The 17647-nt window shown below is 72.0% G+C and carries 13 protein-coding genes; 6 read left to right on the plus strand and 7 right to left on the minus strand.

Annotated elements, in window-relative coordinates; translation table 11 throughout:
• Positions 1–72 precede the first annotated feature (72 nt).
• The 4 genes from QSK39_RS28290 to hppD all read right to left on the minus strand — a co-directional run bounded on the left by QSK39_RS28290 (position 73) and on the right by hppD (position 7442).
• Complete coding sequence (locus QSK39_RS28290) at positions 73–1116, minus strand: LLM class flavin-dependent oxidoreductase (RefSeq protein WP_285480837.1); 1044 nt, start codon at positions 1114–1116, stop codon at positions 73–75.
• Entirely contained in the window at positions 1113–6059 is a 4947-nt protein-coding gene (locus tag QSK39_RS28295; protein ID WP_285480838.1) for a non-ribosomal peptide synthetase, read from the minus strand. Before QSK39_RS28295 ends, QSK39_RS28290 begins: the two co-directional genes overlap by 4 nt.
• A 5-nt stretch (positions 6060–6064) precedes the next feature.
• Positions 6065–6274: an MbtH family protein gene (locus QSK39_RS28300; protein WP_285480839.1), complete on the minus strand. Its 210-nt coding sequence runs from the start codon at positions 6272–6274 to the stop codon at positions 6065–6067.
• A gap of 121 nt (positions 6275–6395) precedes the next feature.
• A complete protein-coding gene (gene hppD, locus QSK39_RS28305) occupies positions 6396–7442 on the minus strand; it encodes a 4-hydroxyphenylpyruvate dioxygenase (RefSeq protein WP_285480840.1) in 1047 nt (348 codons plus the stop codon).
• A gap of 239 nt (positions 7443–7681) precedes the next feature.
• Here hppD and QSK39_RS28310 point away from each other — a divergent pair, with 239 nt between their 5' ends.
• Positions 7682–8974 (plus strand): aminotransferase-like domain-containing protein, encoded by a 1293-nt coding sequence (locus QSK39_RS28310; RefSeq protein WP_285480841.1) that lies wholly within the window; start codon positions 7682–7684, stop codon positions 8972–8974.
• A gap of 26 nt (positions 8975–9000) precedes the next feature.
• Entirely contained in the window at positions 9001–10035 is a 1035-nt protein-coding gene (gene aroF / locus QSK39_RS28315; RefSeq protein ID WP_285480842.1) for a 3-deoxy-7-phosphoheptulonate synthase, read from the plus strand.
• Between the two features lie 50 nt (positions 10036–10085).
• Here the strand turns inward: aroF and QSK39_RS28320 are convergent, their stop codons facing one another.
• Complete coding sequence (locus tag QSK39_RS28320; protein ID WP_285480843.1) at positions 10086–10769, minus strand: aspartate/glutamate racemase family protein; 684 nt, start codon at positions 10767–10769, stop codon at positions 10086–10088.
• Between the two features lie 50 nt (positions 10770–10819).
• On the minus strand, positions 10820–12217 hold the full coding sequence (locus QSK39_RS28325) for an FAD-binding oxidoreductase (protein ID WP_285480844.1): 1398 nt from the start codon (positions 12215–12217) through the stop codon (positions 10820–10822).
• A gap of 174 nt (positions 12218–12391) precedes the next feature.
• Between QSK39_RS28325 and QSK39_RS28330 the strand changes: the two genes are divergently transcribed.
• From QSK39_RS28330 to QSK39_RS28345, 4 genes are all read left to right on the plus strand, one after another.
• The gene (locus QSK39_RS28330) at positions 12392–13900 is read left to right on the plus strand and encodes an alpha/beta hydrolase (RefSeq protein WP_353051083.1); all 1509 of its coding nucleotides are present in this window, start codon (positions 12392–12394) and stop codon (positions 13898–13900) included.
• 98 nt (positions 13901–13998) lie between these two features.
• Positions 13999–15402: a cation:proton antiporter domain-containing protein gene (locus QSK39_RS28335; RefSeq protein ID WP_285480845.1), complete on the plus strand. Its 1404-nt coding sequence runs from the start codon at positions 13999–14001 to the stop codon at positions 15400–15402.
• Between the two features lie 80 nt (positions 15403–15482).
• Entirely contained in the window at positions 15483–16652 is a 1170-nt protein-coding gene (locus QSK39_RS28340) for an acyl-CoA dehydrogenase family protein (protein WP_285480846.1), read from the plus strand.
• Between the two features lie 10 nt (positions 16653–16662).
• Complete coding sequence (locus QSK39_RS28345) at positions 16663–17097, plus strand: SgcJ/EcaC family oxidoreductase (protein ID WP_285480847.1); 435 nt, start codon at positions 16663–16665, stop codon at positions 17095–17097.
• A 67-nt stretch (positions 17098–17164) separates the two neighbouring features.
• Here QSK39_RS28345 and QSK39_RS28350 read toward each other — a convergent pair whose 3' ends face one another.
• Positions 17165–17299: a hypothetical protein gene (locus QSK39_RS28350; protein WP_285480848.1), complete on the minus strand. Its 135-nt coding sequence runs from the start codon at positions 17297–17299 to the stop codon at positions 17165–17167.
• Positions 17300–17647 lie beyond the last annotated feature (348 nt).

Consider the following 17647-nt stretch of genomic DNA (forward strand, 5'->3'; position numbering starts at 1 on the left):
GGCGACGCCTGGTGGGCGTCGCCGGTTTCCCGTCAGGCCGCCTCGGATGAAGGCGGAGACCGTCGCGTCCGGTCAGGCGGCATGCGGGGCCGACCCCGCGCCGCCGATCGCGGTGACCGCGCGCTCGAGCGCGATCCGCGCGTTCCACAGGTCTTCCGCTTCCCGCGGGATGTCGAGGACGAACGTGCGGATGCCCCCCTTGAGGTACGTCGCCAGCGCCTGCGCCACCTCGTCGTGGCTGCCCACCAGGTACGGGCAGAACGTGTGGTGGTAGCGGAAGGGCACCAGCCAGTACGGCTGGCCCGCTTCGTCGGGGATGGGCACGGACGCGAGCTGGGGCTGCCAGGACGACGTCCCGGCGGCGAGCAGCAGCTTCATCCTCGCGGCCCCTTCGGGGTCGGCGGGGAACCGCTCGTGCGCGATCCGCCAGGCCTCGGCGGAGTCGTCCCGCGCGATGATGCCGACGCTGATGCCGGAACCGAACTTGTTCTTGCGCAGCTCCGGGCGGACGAAGTCCTCCGGCACCAGCGGAAACGAGAGCTGGCTCAGGCCCAGCGCTTCGCCCGCGTTCAGGCTCGCGGTCGACGAGCCGGACACGTACGCCTTGGGGAGCAGCTCGTGGGGCACCGGAGTGGTGAGGCGGGCCCGGCGGAAGTTGTAGTACTCGCCGGCGAAGGTGACCATGCCGCCGCCGAGCAGCTTGTGGACGATCGTCGCGTACTCGGTGAGCCGGTCGTACCGGTCGTCGTGCGACACGGTGTCGCCCTGGACGGCGAGATCGCGGCTGAACCCGCCGCTGACGAAGTTGATGTCGATCCGCCTGCCGTACAGGTGCGCCAGGGAAGACACCGCGCGAGCCAGCGCGAACGGGCTCAGGTCGATCGGCTGGATGGCGACGAGCGGCACGAAGCTGTCGGTGTTCGCAAGGGCCGCCTGGGCCGCCATCAGGGAGTCGACCGACGTGTTGTCGCTGTAGATCAAGGCGCCGCGGTAGCCCGCCTCGTCGGCCCACCCGGCGATCTCCAGCAGCTTGCGCAGGTGGTCCCGCTCGTTGTACCCGATGCTGGACCGACAGGTCGAGTAGAGGGTGACGCCGCCGGCGGCCAGGTCCATCATCGTTCGTTCCTCCCTTGGGTGATGCCGCGCACGGACGGGTCGGCCAGGAAGTCCCGCAGGCTGATCGTGATGCCGAACTGCTCTTCCAGCCGGGCGACGAGCACGGCGGCGAGCAGCGAATGCCCGCCCAGGTCGAAGAAGCTGTCCTCGACCCCGGCCCGCTCCACCCCGAGGACCTCGGCGAACAGCTCGCACAGGCGCTCTTCCAGCGGCGTGGCCGGCGCGCCGCCGGCCCCGGTGGTGAACGTCGGTTCGGGCAGGGCCTTGCGGTCCAGCTTCCCGTTGAGCGACAACGGAAGCGCGGCCAGCACCACCACCGCGTTGGGCACCATGTGCCCGGGCAGGATCCGCGCGGCGGCGGCCCGCAGCTGCGCCGGGTCCGGCGCGTGGCCGGCCTGCGGTTGCACGTAGCCGACCAGCCGCCGGTCGCCCGGCCGGTCTTCCCGGACCACGACCACGGCCTGGTCCACCCCCGGCTGCCCGGCCAGCACGGCCTCGATCTCACCCGGCTCGATCCGGAACCCGCGGACCTTGACCTGCTGGTCGACCCGGCCCAGGTACTCGAGCTCGCCGTCGTCGCGCCAGCGCACCAGGTCCCCGGTCCGATACATCCGTTCCCCGGCACCGAAGGGGCAGGCCACGAACCGCTGCGCGGTCAGCCCGGCCTGGTTCAGGTACCCGCGGGCCAGGCCGGGGCCGGCCAGGTAGAGCTCGCCGGCCACGCCCGGCGGCACCGGCGCGAGCCGGCCGTCGAGGACGTACGCCCGCACGTTCCAGTTCGGCCCGCCGATCGGCGGGGCCCCGGAGCCCGACAGCGGCCCGCTGATCGTCGTGCACACCGACGTCTCGGTCGGACCGTAGGCGTTGAACAGCCGCCGGCCCGCCGACCACTCGGCGACGATCTCGCCGGGGAGGGCCTCGCCGCCGACGACCAGGCACTCCAGCTCGGGCAGGCTGTCCGGGGCCGCCCCGGCCAGGGCGGCCGGCGCCACCACGGCGTGGCTGACGCGCAGCTCCCGCAGCGTGTCGGCCAGTGCGTCGCCGGACAGCTGCCCCGGCGGGGGCAGGATCAGCGACGCCCCGGACGACAACGCCGAGAGCAGCTCGAGCAGCGACATGTCGAAGCTCAGCGAAAGGAGCTGGGCCACCCGGGACGCCGGGGTGACGGCCAACGTCGCGACCATGAACGCGGCCAGGTTCGCCACCCCCTGGTGGCTGACCACCACGCCCTTGGGCCGCCCGGTGGAGCCGGACGTGTAAATCACCCAGGCCGGGTGGGCGGCCCGCAACGGCGCGAGCCGGTCCTGGTCGGCGACGGTGCCGCCGGGCAGGTCGGCCACCACCGCGGCCACCCGCGGGTCGTCCAGGACGACCAGCCGGTCCCGGCCGGGCAGGTCCGCCCCGGCCTGCCGGTTCGTGAGCACCACGACCGGGTCGGCGTCGCCGAGCATGTAGCCGATCCGGTCGGCGGGGTACCCCGGGTCGATCGGCAGGTAGGCCGCGCCGGCCTTGGCCACCGCCAGCACCGCCGCCACCATCTCGGGCGATCGCGGCAACGCGACGGCCACCCGCCGCTCCGGCCCGACGCCCAAGCCGACCAGGTAACGCGCCAGCCGGGTCGACCGGTCGTCCAGCTCCGCGTACGACCACGCCACGTCCCCGGACTCGACCGCGACGGCGTCCGGCGTCCGCGCGGCCTGTGCCGCGAACAACTCCGGCAGCACGGTCACGGGAACGTCCCGCGCGGTGTCGTTCCACTTCGTGACGACCAGATCCCGCTCGGCCGCCGTCAGCAGGTCGACGTCGCCGACCCGCAGGCCCGCGTCGGCGGTGAACTGGCCCAGCAGCGCGATCAGCCGCCCGGCCAGCGCCCGCACGGTGCCGTGGTCGAACAGGTCGGCCGCGTACTCCAGCGCGAGGCTGATCCCGCCCGGGGCGCCGTCCGGCTCGTGGCGCGACCGGAACGTCAGCGTCAGGTCGAACTTGGCCGAGCTCCCGGCCAGTTCCAGGTCCCGCGCCCGCAGGCCCGGGATCCGCCACTCGCGGCTGGTGTCCTCGTCGGCGGCCAGCATCACCTGGAACAGCGGGTGGTGCGCGGCCGACCGGACCGGGTTCAGGACTTCCACCAGCCGTTCGAAGGGCACGTCCTGGTGCGCGTACGCGGCCAGGTCCCGGTCGCGGACGCGGCGCAGCAGCTCCGCGAAACTCGGGTCGCCCGACAGGTCCGCCCGCAGCACCAGCGTGTTGACGAAGAACCCGACCAGCTGGTGCAGTGCCTCGTCCCCGCCGCGGCCGGCCACCGGCACGCCGATCGGGATGTCGGTGCCGGCCCCGGACCGCGACAGCAGGACCGCGAGCCCGGCCTGCAGCACCATGAACACCGTCACCTGGTGTTCGCGCGCCAGCTCCACCAGCCCGCGGTGCAGCCCGGCGTCGACCTCGACGCCGACGTGCCCGCCGCGGTGGGAGGGATGCGCCGGGCGGGACCGGTCGAACGGCAGGTCCAGCTGCTCGGGCAGGTCGGCCAGCGCCGACTCCCAGTACGCCACCTGCCGGCCCAGCACGCTGTCGTCGCCGGAGTCTTCGCCGCCCAGCAGCCCCCGCTGCCAGAGCGTGTAGTCCGCGTACTGCACCGGCAGGTCCGTCCACTCGGGACGGTGACCGGCCAGCCGCGCCTGGTACGCCTCGCCCAGGTCCCGCAGCAGGACCCCGAGCGACCAGCCGTCACTGGCGATGTGGTGCGTCAGCAGCTCCAGCACGCACTCGTCGTCGCCCAGCTCGAACAGCCACGCCCGCACCGGCAGCTCTTCGGCCAGGTCGAACACGTGCTGGGCCGCCTGCTCGATCAGCGCGGCCAAGCCGGCTTCGTCGGCCCGCACCACGGTGAACCCGGGCACCGCGTGCTGGGCCGGGACCACCCGCTGGTACGGCTGCCCGTCCACGGCCGGGAAGACCGTCCGCAACGCCTCGTGCCGCCCGACGACGTCACCCAGTGCCGCGCGCAGCGCGTCGGCGTCGACCGGCCCGTGCAGCCGCCACGCGAACGGCACGTTGTAGGTCGTGCTCGGCCCTTCGAGCTGCGCCTGGAACCACAACCGGCGCTGCGCGAACGACAACGGCAGGCGCTCGGGCCGGTCGGCCCGCTCCAGGGCCGGCCACACCTGCCCGGCGCCGTCGAGCGACTTGGCCAGCAGCTCGACCGTCGGGTGGTCGAACACCGTCCGGATCTCCAGCTCCACCGCGAGCACCGAGCGCACCCGGCTGATCAGCCGGGCCACCAGCAGCGAGTGGCCGCCCAGGTCGAAGAAGCTGTCGTCCACGCCGACCCGGTCCACGCCCAGGACTTCGGCGAACAGCTCGCACAGGATCTCCTCGGCCGGGGTGGACGGCTCCCGGCCGGTCCCGGCGGCGTACTTCGGTGCCGGGAGGGCCTTGCGGTCCAGCTTCCCGTTGACCGTCAGCGGCAGCGCGTCCAGCACCACCACCGCGGCGGGCACCATGTAGCCGGGCAGCACGGCGGCCGCGGCGGCCCGGATCCCGGCCGGGTCCACCCGGCTCCCCGGCGCGGGCACGACGTAGCCCGCCAGGCGCTGGTCGCCCGGCCGGTCCTCCCGGGCCACGACGACGGCCTGGGCCACTCCGGGCTGCCCGGCCAGCACGGCCTCGATCTCGCCCGGCTCGATGCGGAACCCGCGGACCTGGACCTGCTGGTCCACCCGGCCCAGGTACTCCAGCTCGCCGTCTTCCCGCCACTGCGCCAGGTCCCCGGTCCGGTACATCCGTTCCCCGGTGCCGAAGGGGCAGGCCACGAACCGCTGCGCGGTCAGGCCGGCCTGGTTCAGGTATCCCCGCGCCAGCCCCGGGCCGGCGATGTAGAGCTCGCCCGGCACGCCCGGCGGCACCTCTTCGAGACGCTCGTCCAGCACGTGCACCCGGGCGTTCCAGATCGGCTTCCCGATCGGCGGCGCGTCCGCGCCGGACAGCGGCCCGCTCAGCGTCACGGCCACCGTCGCCTCGGTCGGCCCGTAGGCGTTGAACATCCGCCGGTCCCGCGACCACTCGGCGCAGACCTCACCGGGGCACGCCTCGCCGCCGACCATCATGCATTCGAGCAGCGGCAGCTGGTCCGGGGCCGCACCGGCCAGGGACGCCGGCCCGACGAGGGCGTGGCTGACGCGCAGCTCGTGCAGCGCCTCGGCCAGCACCTCCCCGGCCAGCTGCCGCGGCGGCGGGAGCACGAGTGCCGCGCCGGCCGGGAACGACATCATGAACTCCATGACGGCCGCGTCGAAGCTCAGCGACGCCACCTGCCCGACCCGCGACTCCGGCCCGATGGCGAAGGTCGAGATCAGGTACGCGGACAGGCTCGCCAGCCCCTGGTGGGTGACCACCACGCCCTTGGGCCGCCCGGTGGACCCGGACGTGTAGATCAGGTAGGCCGGGTGCGCGGCCAGCAACGGCGCGAGCCGGTCCTCGTCGGTGACCGGGCCGGCGGACCGGGCCGCCACGGCCTCGGCCACGGCGGCGTCGTCGAGGTCGAGCACGGCCGCCGCTTCCGGCAGCCGCGCCGACGTGGCCCGGTCGGTGATCAGCAGGCTCGGCGCGGCGTCGTCGAGCATGTAGCCGATCCGATCGACCGGGTAACCCGGATCGATCGGCAGATAAGCCGCGCCGGCCTTGGCCACCGCGAGCACCGCCGCCACCATCTCCAGCGACCGCGGCAGCGCCACCGCCACCAGCCGCTCCGGCCCCACGCCCAGCCCCACCAGGTGGCGCGCCAAGCGACTCGACCGCGCGTCCAGCTCCGCGTACGACCACGACGCACCCCCGGACTCCACCGCGACGGCGTCCGGCGTCCGCGCGGCCTGCGCCGCGAACAACTCCGGCAGCACCGTCACGGGAACGTCCCGCGCCGTGTCGTTCCACCCCGCAACGAGATCCATCCCGGTCACGCCCGTTCGGCCCGGACGAGGCTCTGCGGCCGCATGTCCGTCCACTGCGCTTCGACGTACTCGACGCAGTGCGCGCGGGAGTCCGCGGCGAGCGCCGTGCGCCAGCCGGCCGGAACGGCGATGCCGGCGGGCCACAGGCTGTACTGCCCTTCGTCGTTGACCAGGACCAGGTACAGGGCGTCGGCGTCCTCGAACGGATTGGACACGGGAACCTCACTCCACTTAGGACGGTCTAGCTGGCACTCGGTCGCGGCCGTCCGCACCGGCGCGAACGGCTTTTCCAGTCTGCCCGGGGCGGTTCACCCGGCACGTCTCCGCGGTTGCCGGTCAGTCCGCGGTCGCGTCCGGCACCTGGTGCGCTTCGACGCTGTCGTACAGGTGCTTGATGTTCGAGCTGCCGAACGACGTCGCGCCCGCCCGCTCGATGATCTCCAGGAAGAGCGTGTTCCGCGGGTGCACGGACTTGGCGAAGATCTGGTAGAGCTGGCCGTCGTGGTCCTCGTCCACCAGGATGTCGAGGTCTCGCAGCTCGTCGACGGAGTACTTCTCCGGCCGCACCCGGTTGGCGAGCGCGGTGTAGTAGGCGTCCGGCGTCGTCAGCAGCTCGATGCCGTCGACGGTGAGCTGCCGCACGGTGGACAGGATGTCGGTGGTGCTGAAGGCCATGTGCTGCACGCCCGAGCCGTCGTTGTCCTTCAGGAACCGGTCGACCTGGCCGACGGCGAGGCTGGTGTCCGACTCGACGAGCGTGAACGTGACCGCGCGCGACTGGCTCTGGATGACCTTGATGAACATCCCCTGGTCGCCGGTGACGATCCGCTCGGTGAGGATGAGCTCGAAGTCCAGCGTCCGCTGGTAGTACTCGACGGTCTCGTCCATCCGGCCCGCCTCGACGGGAATCGCGAAGTGGTCCACCTTCTGCAGGCCGGTCCCCGGGGCAGCGCCGGTTTCGGGCACCGTGACGAGGCCGAGCACGTCGGCCACCACCGCGTCGTCCGGTCGCTGCACGAACGTGTGCGTCACGTCGCCGAAGCCGGCGATCTTCGCGATGGTCACCGCACCCCGGGTGACCGGCGCCATGACCGGCCGCACGCCGCGCCGCACGGCTTCGGCGAACGCCGCGGCGGCGTCCGGCACCCGGATGCCGATGTCGCCGATCCCGTCGCCGTGCCGGGCCACGTACGCGTGCGCGGGGTGGTCCTCGCCCGATTCGGTCAGCACCAGGTCGATCTCGCCCTGCCCGACATCGACCGACCGCGTCGTCCCGCCCGCCGGGGCCGACACCGCGCGCACGACGAAACCGCACCCGCCGACGAGCCAGGCGAGATTCCGTTCGATATCGTCCACGTACAGCTCGACGTAATCGATGGTCATGTCCCGGAGTGCGTTCTGCACGGTCTCCAACCTCCACTGGCGGGTATTCGATGCCTGGCGTCTCGCGTCCCACCGCCGAGAATCGCAAAATCGGGCCGGTATTGTCCTCTCTTCCGTTGCCCGCGCCGGTCGCCGGACAACGCATGGCCGGAGAAGCCGTGGCAGCGTCCCCGGACGCATACTGATCACCCGGTGCCCGGCCGCAGGAGAGGCGATTCGCTTTGTCGACCCCACTGAGCGTGGAAACGTTGCACGGATCGCTCGCCGATCCGGCCATCTCGTCGATGAACCTGCTCAACGAGCTCATCGACGAATATCCGCGGGCCATTTCCATGGCGGCCGGGCGGCCGTACGAAGAATTCTTCGACGTCGGCCAGATCCACCAGTACCTCGACGCTTATTGCGACCACCTCCGGCGCGACCGGAAGCTGAGCGAGGCCGAGGTCACCCGCACGCTCTTCCAGTACGGCGCCACGAAGGGCGTCATCGCCGACCTCATCGCCGCCAACCTCGCCGAGGACGAGGGCATCGTCGCCGCCCCCGAGTCCGTGGTCGTCACCGTCGGCTGCCAGGAGGCGATGTTCCTGGTGCTGCGGGCGTTGCGCACGGACGAGAACGACGTGCTGCTCGCCCCCGCCCCCACCTACGTCGGCCTGACCGGGGCGGCGCTGCTGACCGACACCCCGGTCCGGCCGGTGCGGTCCACCGAGAACGGCATCGACCTCGACGACCTGACGCACCAGCTGAAACTGGCACGCGAAGCGGGCAACCGGGTCCGGGCCTGTTACGTGACACCGGACTTCGCGAACCCGACCGGCACCAGCATGGACCTGCCCGCCCGCCGCCGTCTCCTCGAGATCGCCGCGGAGCACGGGATCCTGCTCCTCGAGGACAACGCGTACGGGCTCTTCGGAGCGGACCGCCTCCCTTCGCTGAAGGCACTCGACGACGCGGGGACCGTGGTCTACCTCGGTTCCTTCGCCAAGACCGGGATGCCCGGCGCCCGGGTCGGCTACGTCGTGGCGGACCAGCCCGTGGCCGGCGGCGGCCTGCTCGCCGACCAGCTCTCGAAGCTCAAGGGCATGCTGACGGTGAACACGTCCCCCATCGCCCAGGCGGTGATCGCGGGCAAGCTCCTGCGCAACGACTTGAGCCTGACCAGGGCCAACGCCCGCGAGACGGCGATCTACCAGCGCAACCTCCGCCTGACGCTGGACGGGCTCGCCCGCACGCTCGGCGCCTGCCCCGGCGTCACCTGGAACACGCCGACGGGCGGGTTCTTCGTCACGGTGACCGTGCCCTTCACCGTCGACGACGACCTGCTGGCCCACGCGGCCCGCGACCACGGCGTCCTGTTCACCCCGATGCACCACTTCTACGGCGGCAAGGGCGGGTTCACCCAGCTCCGGCTGTCGATCAGCCTGCTCACCCCGGACCTGATCGACGAGGGCGTCTCCCGGCTCGCGGCCCTCATCACCGGACGCCTCCCCCGACCGCCGGCACCCGCCGGTGGCCGAGCCGCACAGCGCTGAAAGGGACGAAAATCATGGTCATCGTCATGGCTACCGATGCGGGGACCGCAGATGTCGAGGCCGTCGTCGACCGGGTGACGGAGGCGGGTGGCGAAGCCTTCGTCAGCCGCGGTGTGAGCCGGGTGATCGTCGGGCTCATCGGTGACGTCGACCGGTTCGAGACGCTGAACCTCGGCGGGATGCGCGGGGTGCAGAGCGTCACCCGCATCTCCGCCAAGTACAAGCTGGTGAGCCGGGAGCACCACCCGGACCGGTCCACTGTGTACGTCCGCGGCGTGCCGATCGGCCCGGACACGGTCACCCTGATCGCCGGGCCGTGCGCGGTCGAGACGCCGGAGCAGACGCTGGCCGCGGCGCGGATGGCGCAGGCCGCTGGTGCGACGTTGCTGCGCGGCGGCGCGTTCAAGCCGCGCACGTCGCCCTACGCCTTCCAGGGTCTCGGTGAGGCCGGCCTGCAGATCCTCGCCGACATCCGCGCGCAGACCGGCCTTCCGGTCGTGACCGAGGTGGTCGCGGCCCACGACGTCGAGATGGTCGCCGGGTACGCGGACATGCTGCAGATCGGCACCCGGAACATGCAGAACTTCGCGTTGCTGCAGGCCGCCGGCGAGGCGGGCAAGCCGGTGCTGCTCAAGCGCGGGATGAACTCCACCATCGAGGAATGGCTGATGGCGGCCGAGTACATCGCGCAACGCGGCAACCTCGACATCGTCCTGTGCGAGCGCGGGATCCGCACGTTCGAGACGGCCACCCGCAACACGCTCGACATCTCGGCGGTGCCGGTCGTCCAGGGGCTTTCGCACCTGCCCGTCATGATCGACCCCTCGCACTCCGGCGGACGGCGGGACCTCGTCCTCCCCCTGTCCCGGGCGGCGATCGCCGTCGGCGCGGACGGGGTGCTCGTCGACGTCCACCCGCATCCCGAAGAGGCCAAGTGCGACGGCCCGCAGGCGCTCGTGACCGAAGACCTCCAGGTTCTGTCGAAGGAAATCGAAGCGCTGACCGGGGTGGTCGGGCGCCGGACCTCGACCTGGTGGAACCGGCGGCTCTTCGCCGGCTGAGGGATGCCGAACCGACGAGAACCCGTGCGGTCCGCACGGGTTCTCGTCGTTCAGGCGGCGAGCGCCCGGTCCGCGACGGCTTGGCCGGTCAGTTCGACGAGCCTGCTGCCGACGTCGACGACGGGCAGGTCACAGATGGCCGTCACGAACGGCAGCACGGCCGTGAAGTGCGTGCACGCCAGGACGACGGCCTCCAGGCCGAGCCGCTCGGCGAGGCGCAGGGTGGCCGGCAGGTGCGAGGTCTCGAAGGCCGCCGCCGGGTCGCCGGCCTCGATCCCGCGCACCAGCGCGGGATCCGACACCCCGAGCATCCGGTGGCCGGGGCTGACCGCCCACGCGGTCCGCTCGGCGCCGACGAGCGGGTTCGCGTTCCCGGTGACCACCAGCGACGAACGCAGCCGCGGGAACAGCTCCCGGTAGACGGTGACGGGCGAGAGCACCGGCAGCGCCGCGCGGTCGTGGTCCACCACCGCCGAGAGCGAGTTGCAGAACAGCATCGCCTGCTCGGTCCCCCGGGCGCGCAGCTCGCGCAGGCGTGCGTGGAACGCCGCCGCCAGCGCGCCGGGATCCTGGTACTGCAGCGAGTCCTGCTCGTCCGGGGAACCGGCCATGGCGTGCGGATCCGCCGGGATTCCCCGGGCCCGCAGCAGCTCGGCGCCGAGGCCGGAGTCGTAGGGCGTGCCGGCGACGACCGCCACCGCGGGCGTTTTTCCTTCCCCCGCAAGTATCTTCATCCCACCGATGGTTCCAGCCGCGACGGCGGCTGCCTTCCTCCGGGATGCCGTCAGCGGGGCGCGATGACCTTGCCCGGGTTGAAGATCCCGTCCGGGTCGAGTGCCTGCTTCAGCGCCCGGTGGACCCGCAGGCCGACGGGGCCGAGCTCCTGGGCGAGCCAGTCCCGCTTGAGCAGGCCGACGCCGTGCTCGCCGGTGCAGGTGCCGCCCAGCGCGAGCCCCAGCCGCATGATCTCGTCGAACACCAGCCGCCCACGGTCCATACTGGACTGATCCGCCCGGTCCACCACGATGACCGGGTGCAGGTTCCCGTCGCCGGCGTGGCCGACCACGCCCACCAGGACGCCGTGGCGCGCCGCTATCTCCTCGACGCCCTCGACGAGGTCGGCGATCCGGGACCGCGGCACGGCCACGTCGTCGACGACGAGACCGCCCCGGCCGCCGGGGAACGCCTGCGCGGCCAGCTGTTCCATCGCCGGGTGCGCCAGCCGGCGCGCGCTGGTCAGCGCCTCGGCCTCGACCGCGTCCTCGGCGGCGTACAGCTCGCTCGAGCCGGCCTCCCGGCAGCACTCGGCGATCGCGGCGAGGTCGGCCCCGTCGCCGGTGTCCGTCGCGATCAGCAGCATCGCCGCGGCCTCGGTGTCCAGGCCCATCGGGCGGTGGGCCTCGATGGCCCGCAGGTGCGTCCGGTCGAGCAGCTCGAGCAGGCTCGGCACGTGACCGGCGGCGGTGATCGAGGCGACCGCCCGCCCGGCCGCGGCCACCGTCGGGTACACCGCCACCATGGTCCGGGCCTCCCGGGCCGCGGGCCGGAGCCGGACGGTGATCTCGGTGATGATCCCGAGCGTGCCCTCCGACCCGACGAACAGCCGGGTCAGGTCGTAGCCGGCGACACCCTTCACGGTCCGGCGCCCGCACCGCAGGACCTCGCCGTCGGCGAGCACGACTTCCAGGCCCAGCACGTACTCGCCGGTGACGCCGTACTTCACGCAGCACATGCCGCCCGCGTCGGTCGAGACGTTGCCGCCGATCGTCGAGGACTCCCAGGAGCCGGGGTCCGGCGGGTAGGCGAGCCCCTCCTTGGCGGCGGCCCGGCTCAGCTCGGCGTTGACCACCCCCGGCTGCACGACCGCGATCCGCTCGCCCGGGCCGATCTCGAGGATCCGGTTCAACGCCGTCAGCGACACGACGAGGGCGCCGTCGACTGCGTTGGCCGCGCCGGTCAGCCCGGTGCGCGCGCCCTGCGGGACGACCGGCACCCGGTGCGCGGCGGCCACCCGGACGGTCGCGGCGACCTCGGCGGTGCTCTGCGGCCGCACGACGGCGAGCGGCGTGCCCGCGTCGCACAGGTCGGCTTCGTCGCGGCAGTAGGAGGCCAGCAGCTCCGGATCGGTGAGCACGCGATCGGCGGGCAGCGTCGCCAGCAGGTCGTCGATCGGAAGTCCCATGCGAGCCAACGTAACCGCCCGCGCGCCGCAATTCCAGCGTGCCGCCCGAACACGGCATTCGCGAGGATCTGCCTGGTCACCCGGGCCATCAGTGGGCAACGGCAAAGACGTGCGGCCGCCGATTCCCCACCTAGCCTCACCAGATCCTGTTCGGTTCAACTGGAGGTGGACAAGGTGAAACGAACGATGGTCACCGCGGTCACCGGCGTGGCCCTGGCGTTCACCGCGGTGAACGCGCCGGCCGCCACCGCGGCGCCGGCCACCATCACCTGGGGTCCGTGCCAGGACCCGAGCCTGGTGGCGGCGGGCGCCCAGTGCGGGATGCTCCAGGTGCCGATGGACTACCGCAGGCCGACCGGGAAGCAGCTCCGGATCGCGGTGTCCCGGATCCGGCACAAGGTCCCGGACAGCGCTTTCCAGGGCGTCATGCTGACCGTCTCGGGCGGTCCCGGCCTGCCGGGGCTGGCACTGGCCACGCTGGGCACGCTGGTCCCCGGCCATGTCGGGGACGCCTACGACTGGATCGGTTTCGACCCGCGCGGGGTCGCCACGAGCGAGCCCGCGCTGTCCTGCGATCCCGGCTACATGGACTTCGACCGGCCGAGCTACGTGCCGGTCACGCCGCAGCTCGAGCGGACCTGGCTCGACCGCGTCCGGGGTTACGCCCGCGCCTGCGGCGCGCACAACGACCCGGACCTGCTGGCGAACATGAAGACCACGGACGCGGTGGCGGACCTGGAGCGCATCCGGGCCGCGCTCGGCGTGACCGAGATGAGCTTCTACGGCTACTCCTACGGCACGTACGTCGAAGAGGTCTACGCGACGCTGCACCCGGATCGGGTACGCCGGATGGTCCTGGACAGCACCGTGCACCCCCGGGACGTCTACTACCGGCTCAACCTGTCACAAGACGCCGGGTACGACCGGAGCCTGAACGCGTTCTTCGGCTGGGTCGCGGCGCACGACGACGTCTACCACCTCGGCAGCACCCAGGCCGCCGTGAAGAACGTGTACGACCGGCAGCTGGTGGAACTGGCGCGCGAACCGGCCGCGGGCGCGGTCGGCCCGGACGAGTGGACCGACATCTTCCAGCTGGCCGCCTACCGCCAGCTCCACTGGACGCTCGTCGCCGACGCGTTCGCCGGCTGGGTCGGCCACCACGACGGCGCGACGCTGAAGACGTTGTTCGTGCAGATCGGCGGACGCGGCAACGACAACGCCAACGCCGCGTACCTGGCCGTGGAGTGCACGGACACGCAGTCGCCCACGAACTGGCAGAAGTGGCGGGCGGACACCTGGCGGGCGTTCGCCGAGGCGCCGTACTTCGCCTGGCAGAACACCTGGATCAACGCGCCGTGCGCGTTCTGGCCCGCCCCGGCCGGCCGGCCGGTGAACGTCGGCAGCGACCGCTTGGACAGCATGCTGCTGGTCGACGAGACGCTCGACCCGGCCACGCCGTTCGAGGGCAGCCTCGAGACCCGCACCCGGTTCCCGGCCGCCGAGTTGCTCGCCGTGCCGGGCGGCTTGAACCACGCGAACACGCTGATGGGCGGCAACGCCTGCGTGGACGGCAAGATCGCGGAGTACCTGTCGGGCGGCACGCTGCCCGCGCGCAAATCCGGCAACCGGTCCGATCTCGAGTGTCCGCCGCTGCCGCTGCCGGTTCCGCCGTCGAGCCGGTAGGTCCCCAAGATCGTTCGTTCCTCGAGAGGATCCCGACCCGCCGTTGCTAGCTTCGGCCGGGAGATCGCGAACGTCACACCGAACCTGATCGGAGTCACATGGCCGACGTGAAGCCGCGGCGCGGATTGGGCCGCACCCTGGGCGTCTACATCGGACTGGTTGTGGTGCCCGTCGTGGTCGCGATCGTCCTGCTGGGCGGCGGGGACGACGGCGACAACGTCGCCAAGGCGAAGGCCGCCGCCGGGCCGTCCCTGGTCCAGCTGCTGCTGGCGATCACCGTCGTGGTCGGCGCCTGCAAGATCGTCGGCTGGCTCGGGCAGCGGGTCGGACAGCCCGCGGTGATGGGGGAGATCGTCGCCGGCATCGTGCTCGGGCCGTCGGTGCTCGGCGCCCTGTGGCCCCAGGGCGCAGCGGTCCTGCTCCCCAAGGCCGCGATCCCCCAGCTGAACGTCGTGGCCCAGCTCGGCGTGATCTTCTTCGTGTTCCTCGCCGGGCTGGAGCTGAACACGCGGCTGCTGCGCGGACGCGGGCGGCTGGCCGTGGTCGTCAGCCACGTCAGCATCGCCTTCCCGTTCCTGCTCGGGGTCGGGCTGGCGGTGTTCGCCTACAGCCGGTTCGCCCCCGAAGGCGTCGGCTTCCTCGCGTTCGCGCTGTTCTTCGGCGTTTCGCTGAGCATCACGGCGCTGCCCGTGCTGGTCCGGATCCTGCACGAGATCGGGCTGTTCCGCACCGAGGCCGGCGTGGTCGCGCTGACCTGCGCGGTGGTCGACGACGTCACGGCGTGGAGCCTGCTCGCGCTGGTGGTCGCGCTGACGACGGCGTCCTCGCTGTTCGGCGTGGTGCTGACGGTCGCGCTGACCGTGGCGTTCGTCGCGTTCCTCGGCCTGGTCGTGCGGCCGCTGCTGCGCCGGCTGGTGACGCGGGTCCCGGTGGCCCGGCTGCAGAAGGCCGCGCCGCTGTCGGTGGTCGGCGTGCTGCTGTGCGCGCTGGCCACCGAGTGGATCGGCGTGCACGCGATGTTCGGCGCGTTCGTGTTCGGGCTGGTCTTCCCCCGGGACAACGTGATCGCGACCTGGCTGCTGGACAAGGTGGGCGGGCTGACCACGGCGCTGATGCTGCCGCTGTTCTTCGCCTACAGCGGGCTGCGGACCAACATCACCCTGATCTCCGCCGAGGGCTGGGTGTGGTGCGCGGTGATCCTCGTCGCGGCGGTCGTGGGCAAGCTCGGCGGCTCGGCGCTGTCCGCGCGGGCGGTCGGCGAGAACTGGAACCGGGCCCTGCAGGTCGGCGTGCTGATGAACTGCCGCGGCCTGACCGAGCTGGTGGTGCTCAACATCGGGCTCGACCTCGGCGTGCTGTCCCCGATGTTGTTCACGATGCTGGTGATCATGGCGCTGGTCTCGACGGCGATGGCCGGGCCGATGGCGACCTGGTTCGCGCGCCGGGACGGCCAGAACGTCGTGGGGCTCCCGCCGCGCACCTCCGAGCGTGCCGCGGCGTGAGCCCCTGCCGGCAAGCAGGAAGACGCGGTTCCCCCTGGCCCGCTGCGAAGCTGGGACGGTCGACAATCTAGGAGGTCAAGGTGTCGAGCACCGATGTTCCGACGCGGGAGGAACTGGTTCGCCGCGTGGCCGAACTGGCTCCCGCACTGAAGAAGCACGCGAACTGGTCCGAGCAGAACCGGCGGGTGCACGACGAATCCATCGAGGCGCTCGCCGAGGCCGGCGTGTTCAAGCTGCGCCGCCCGAAGCGCTACGGCGGGTACGAAGCCGACACCCGGACGCTCGTCGACGTCGCCACCGAGATCGGCCGCGCCGACGGTTCGACCTCCTGGGTGGCTTCGGTGTACTGGATCCCCACCTGGATGGCCTGCCACTTCCCGGAAGCGGTGCAGGACGAGGTGTTCTCGACCCCGGACGTGCGCGTGTGCGGCACGCTCAGCCCGTCCGCGATGGCCGCGCCGGTCGACGGCGGCGTCGTGGTGAACGGCAAGTGGGGCTTCATCAGCGGGGCGCTGCACGCCCAGTGGCAGGAGATCATCGCGATCCTCGTCCCGCCGGAGGGTCAGCCGTACCCGATCATGGCCCTGGTTCCGCTGTCGGACCTGCTGATCGTGGACGACTGGGACACCGCGGGCCTGCGCGGGACCGGCAGCGTGTCGACGGTGGCCCAGGACGTCTTCATCCCGGCCGAGCGCGTGCTCCCGCTACCCGCGGTGCTGGAGGGGCAGGGCGGTGCGGCGGGCTCGATCTACCGGTCGCCGCTGCTGCCGGTCGCGTCGGTGTCGTCGGTCGGGACGCTGGTGGGCATGGCGAAGTCGGCCCAGGACAGCTTCCTCAAGCGGCTGCCGGACCGCAAGATCACCTACACCGCCTACGAATCGCAGCGCGAGGCCCCGATCACGCACCACCAGGTGGCCGAGTCGGCGATGAAGATCGACGAGGCCCAGTTCCACGCGCACCGGCTGGCCACGCTGGTCGACACCAAGGTCGCCGACGGCAGCCCGTGGAAGCTCGACGAGCGCGCGATCGCGCGGGCCGACCTCGGCGCGGTGGTCCGGCTGGCCAAGGAGTCCATCGACATCCTGGCCTCGGCCTCCGGCGGTTCGTCGATCTACCACGGCATCCCGATCCAGCGCATCGCCCGCGACGTCGCCGCGGTCAACCTCCACGCGCTGATGCACCCGAACACCAACACCGAGCTGTACGGCCGCGTCCTGTGCGGGCTCGAGCCCAACACGCTCTACATCTAGGGAGACCTCCATGACCACGACCGAAGCCGGCACCGCGGCCGACCAGGCCGGGATCGCGGCCCTGACCCAGAAGGTCATCGCCGCGTGGGCCTACGGCGACGCCGACGGGTTCGCCAACGTCTTCACCGAAGACGGCACGATGATCCTGCCCGGCATCTTCAAGAAGGGGCGCGAAGAGATCCGCCTGTTCCTGAAGGAGTCGTTCGAGGGCAACTACAAGGGCACCCAGGTCACCGGCCGCCCGATCGAGATCCGCTTCTTCACCCCGGACTCCGGCGTCCTCATCACCCAGGGCGGCGTCCTCGCCGCGGGCGAGACCGAGGTCGCGGACTCCCAGTCGATCCGGGCATCCTGGACCGTCGTGAAGCGGGACGGCGCGTGGCACCTGGCGTCCTACCAGAACACCCCGGCCAAGCAGCAGCTGCCGAAGCCGGGCACCGTCTGACCCCGTCCCTCCCCACCGGAACCCGGGCCTCCCCTCGAGGCCCGGGTTCTTTTTTTGTGGGCGGGCGCTACTCGAGCGTGAACACCTCCACCGGGTGCGGGACGCGGATCACGCCCGCCTTGGCTGTACCCAGCCCGGCGACGGCGTCGAGCAGCGACCCCCGATCCGGCGCACCACGCCACGGCTGATGACGGACGAACACCAAGAACTCGAGAAGCCGTTGACGCGTCTCGGAAACCGGGCATCCTCCCCGGCGCCCGAGTTCCCTTTCGCCGCCAGCCGCTACTCGAGCGTGAACACCTCCACCGGATGCGGGACCCGGACCACACCCGCCACCACCGTCCCCAACCCCGCGACAGCATCGAGCAGCGAATCCCGATCCGGCGCACCACGCCACGGCTGGTGACGGACGAACACCAAGGACTCGAGAAGCCGTTGACGCGTCTCGGAAACCGGGCATCCTCCCCGGCGCCCGAGTTCCCTTTCGCCGCCAGCCGCTACTCGAGCGTGAACACCTCCACCGGATGCGGGACCCGGACCACACCCGCCA

The organism is Amycolatopsis sp. NBRC 101858 (genome assembly GCF_030269325.1).
In the GTDB taxonomy this organism is placed as follows: domain Bacteria; phylum Actinomycetota; class Actinomycetes; order Mycobacteriales; family Pseudonocardiaceae; genus Amycolatopsis; species Amycolatopsis ponsaeliensis.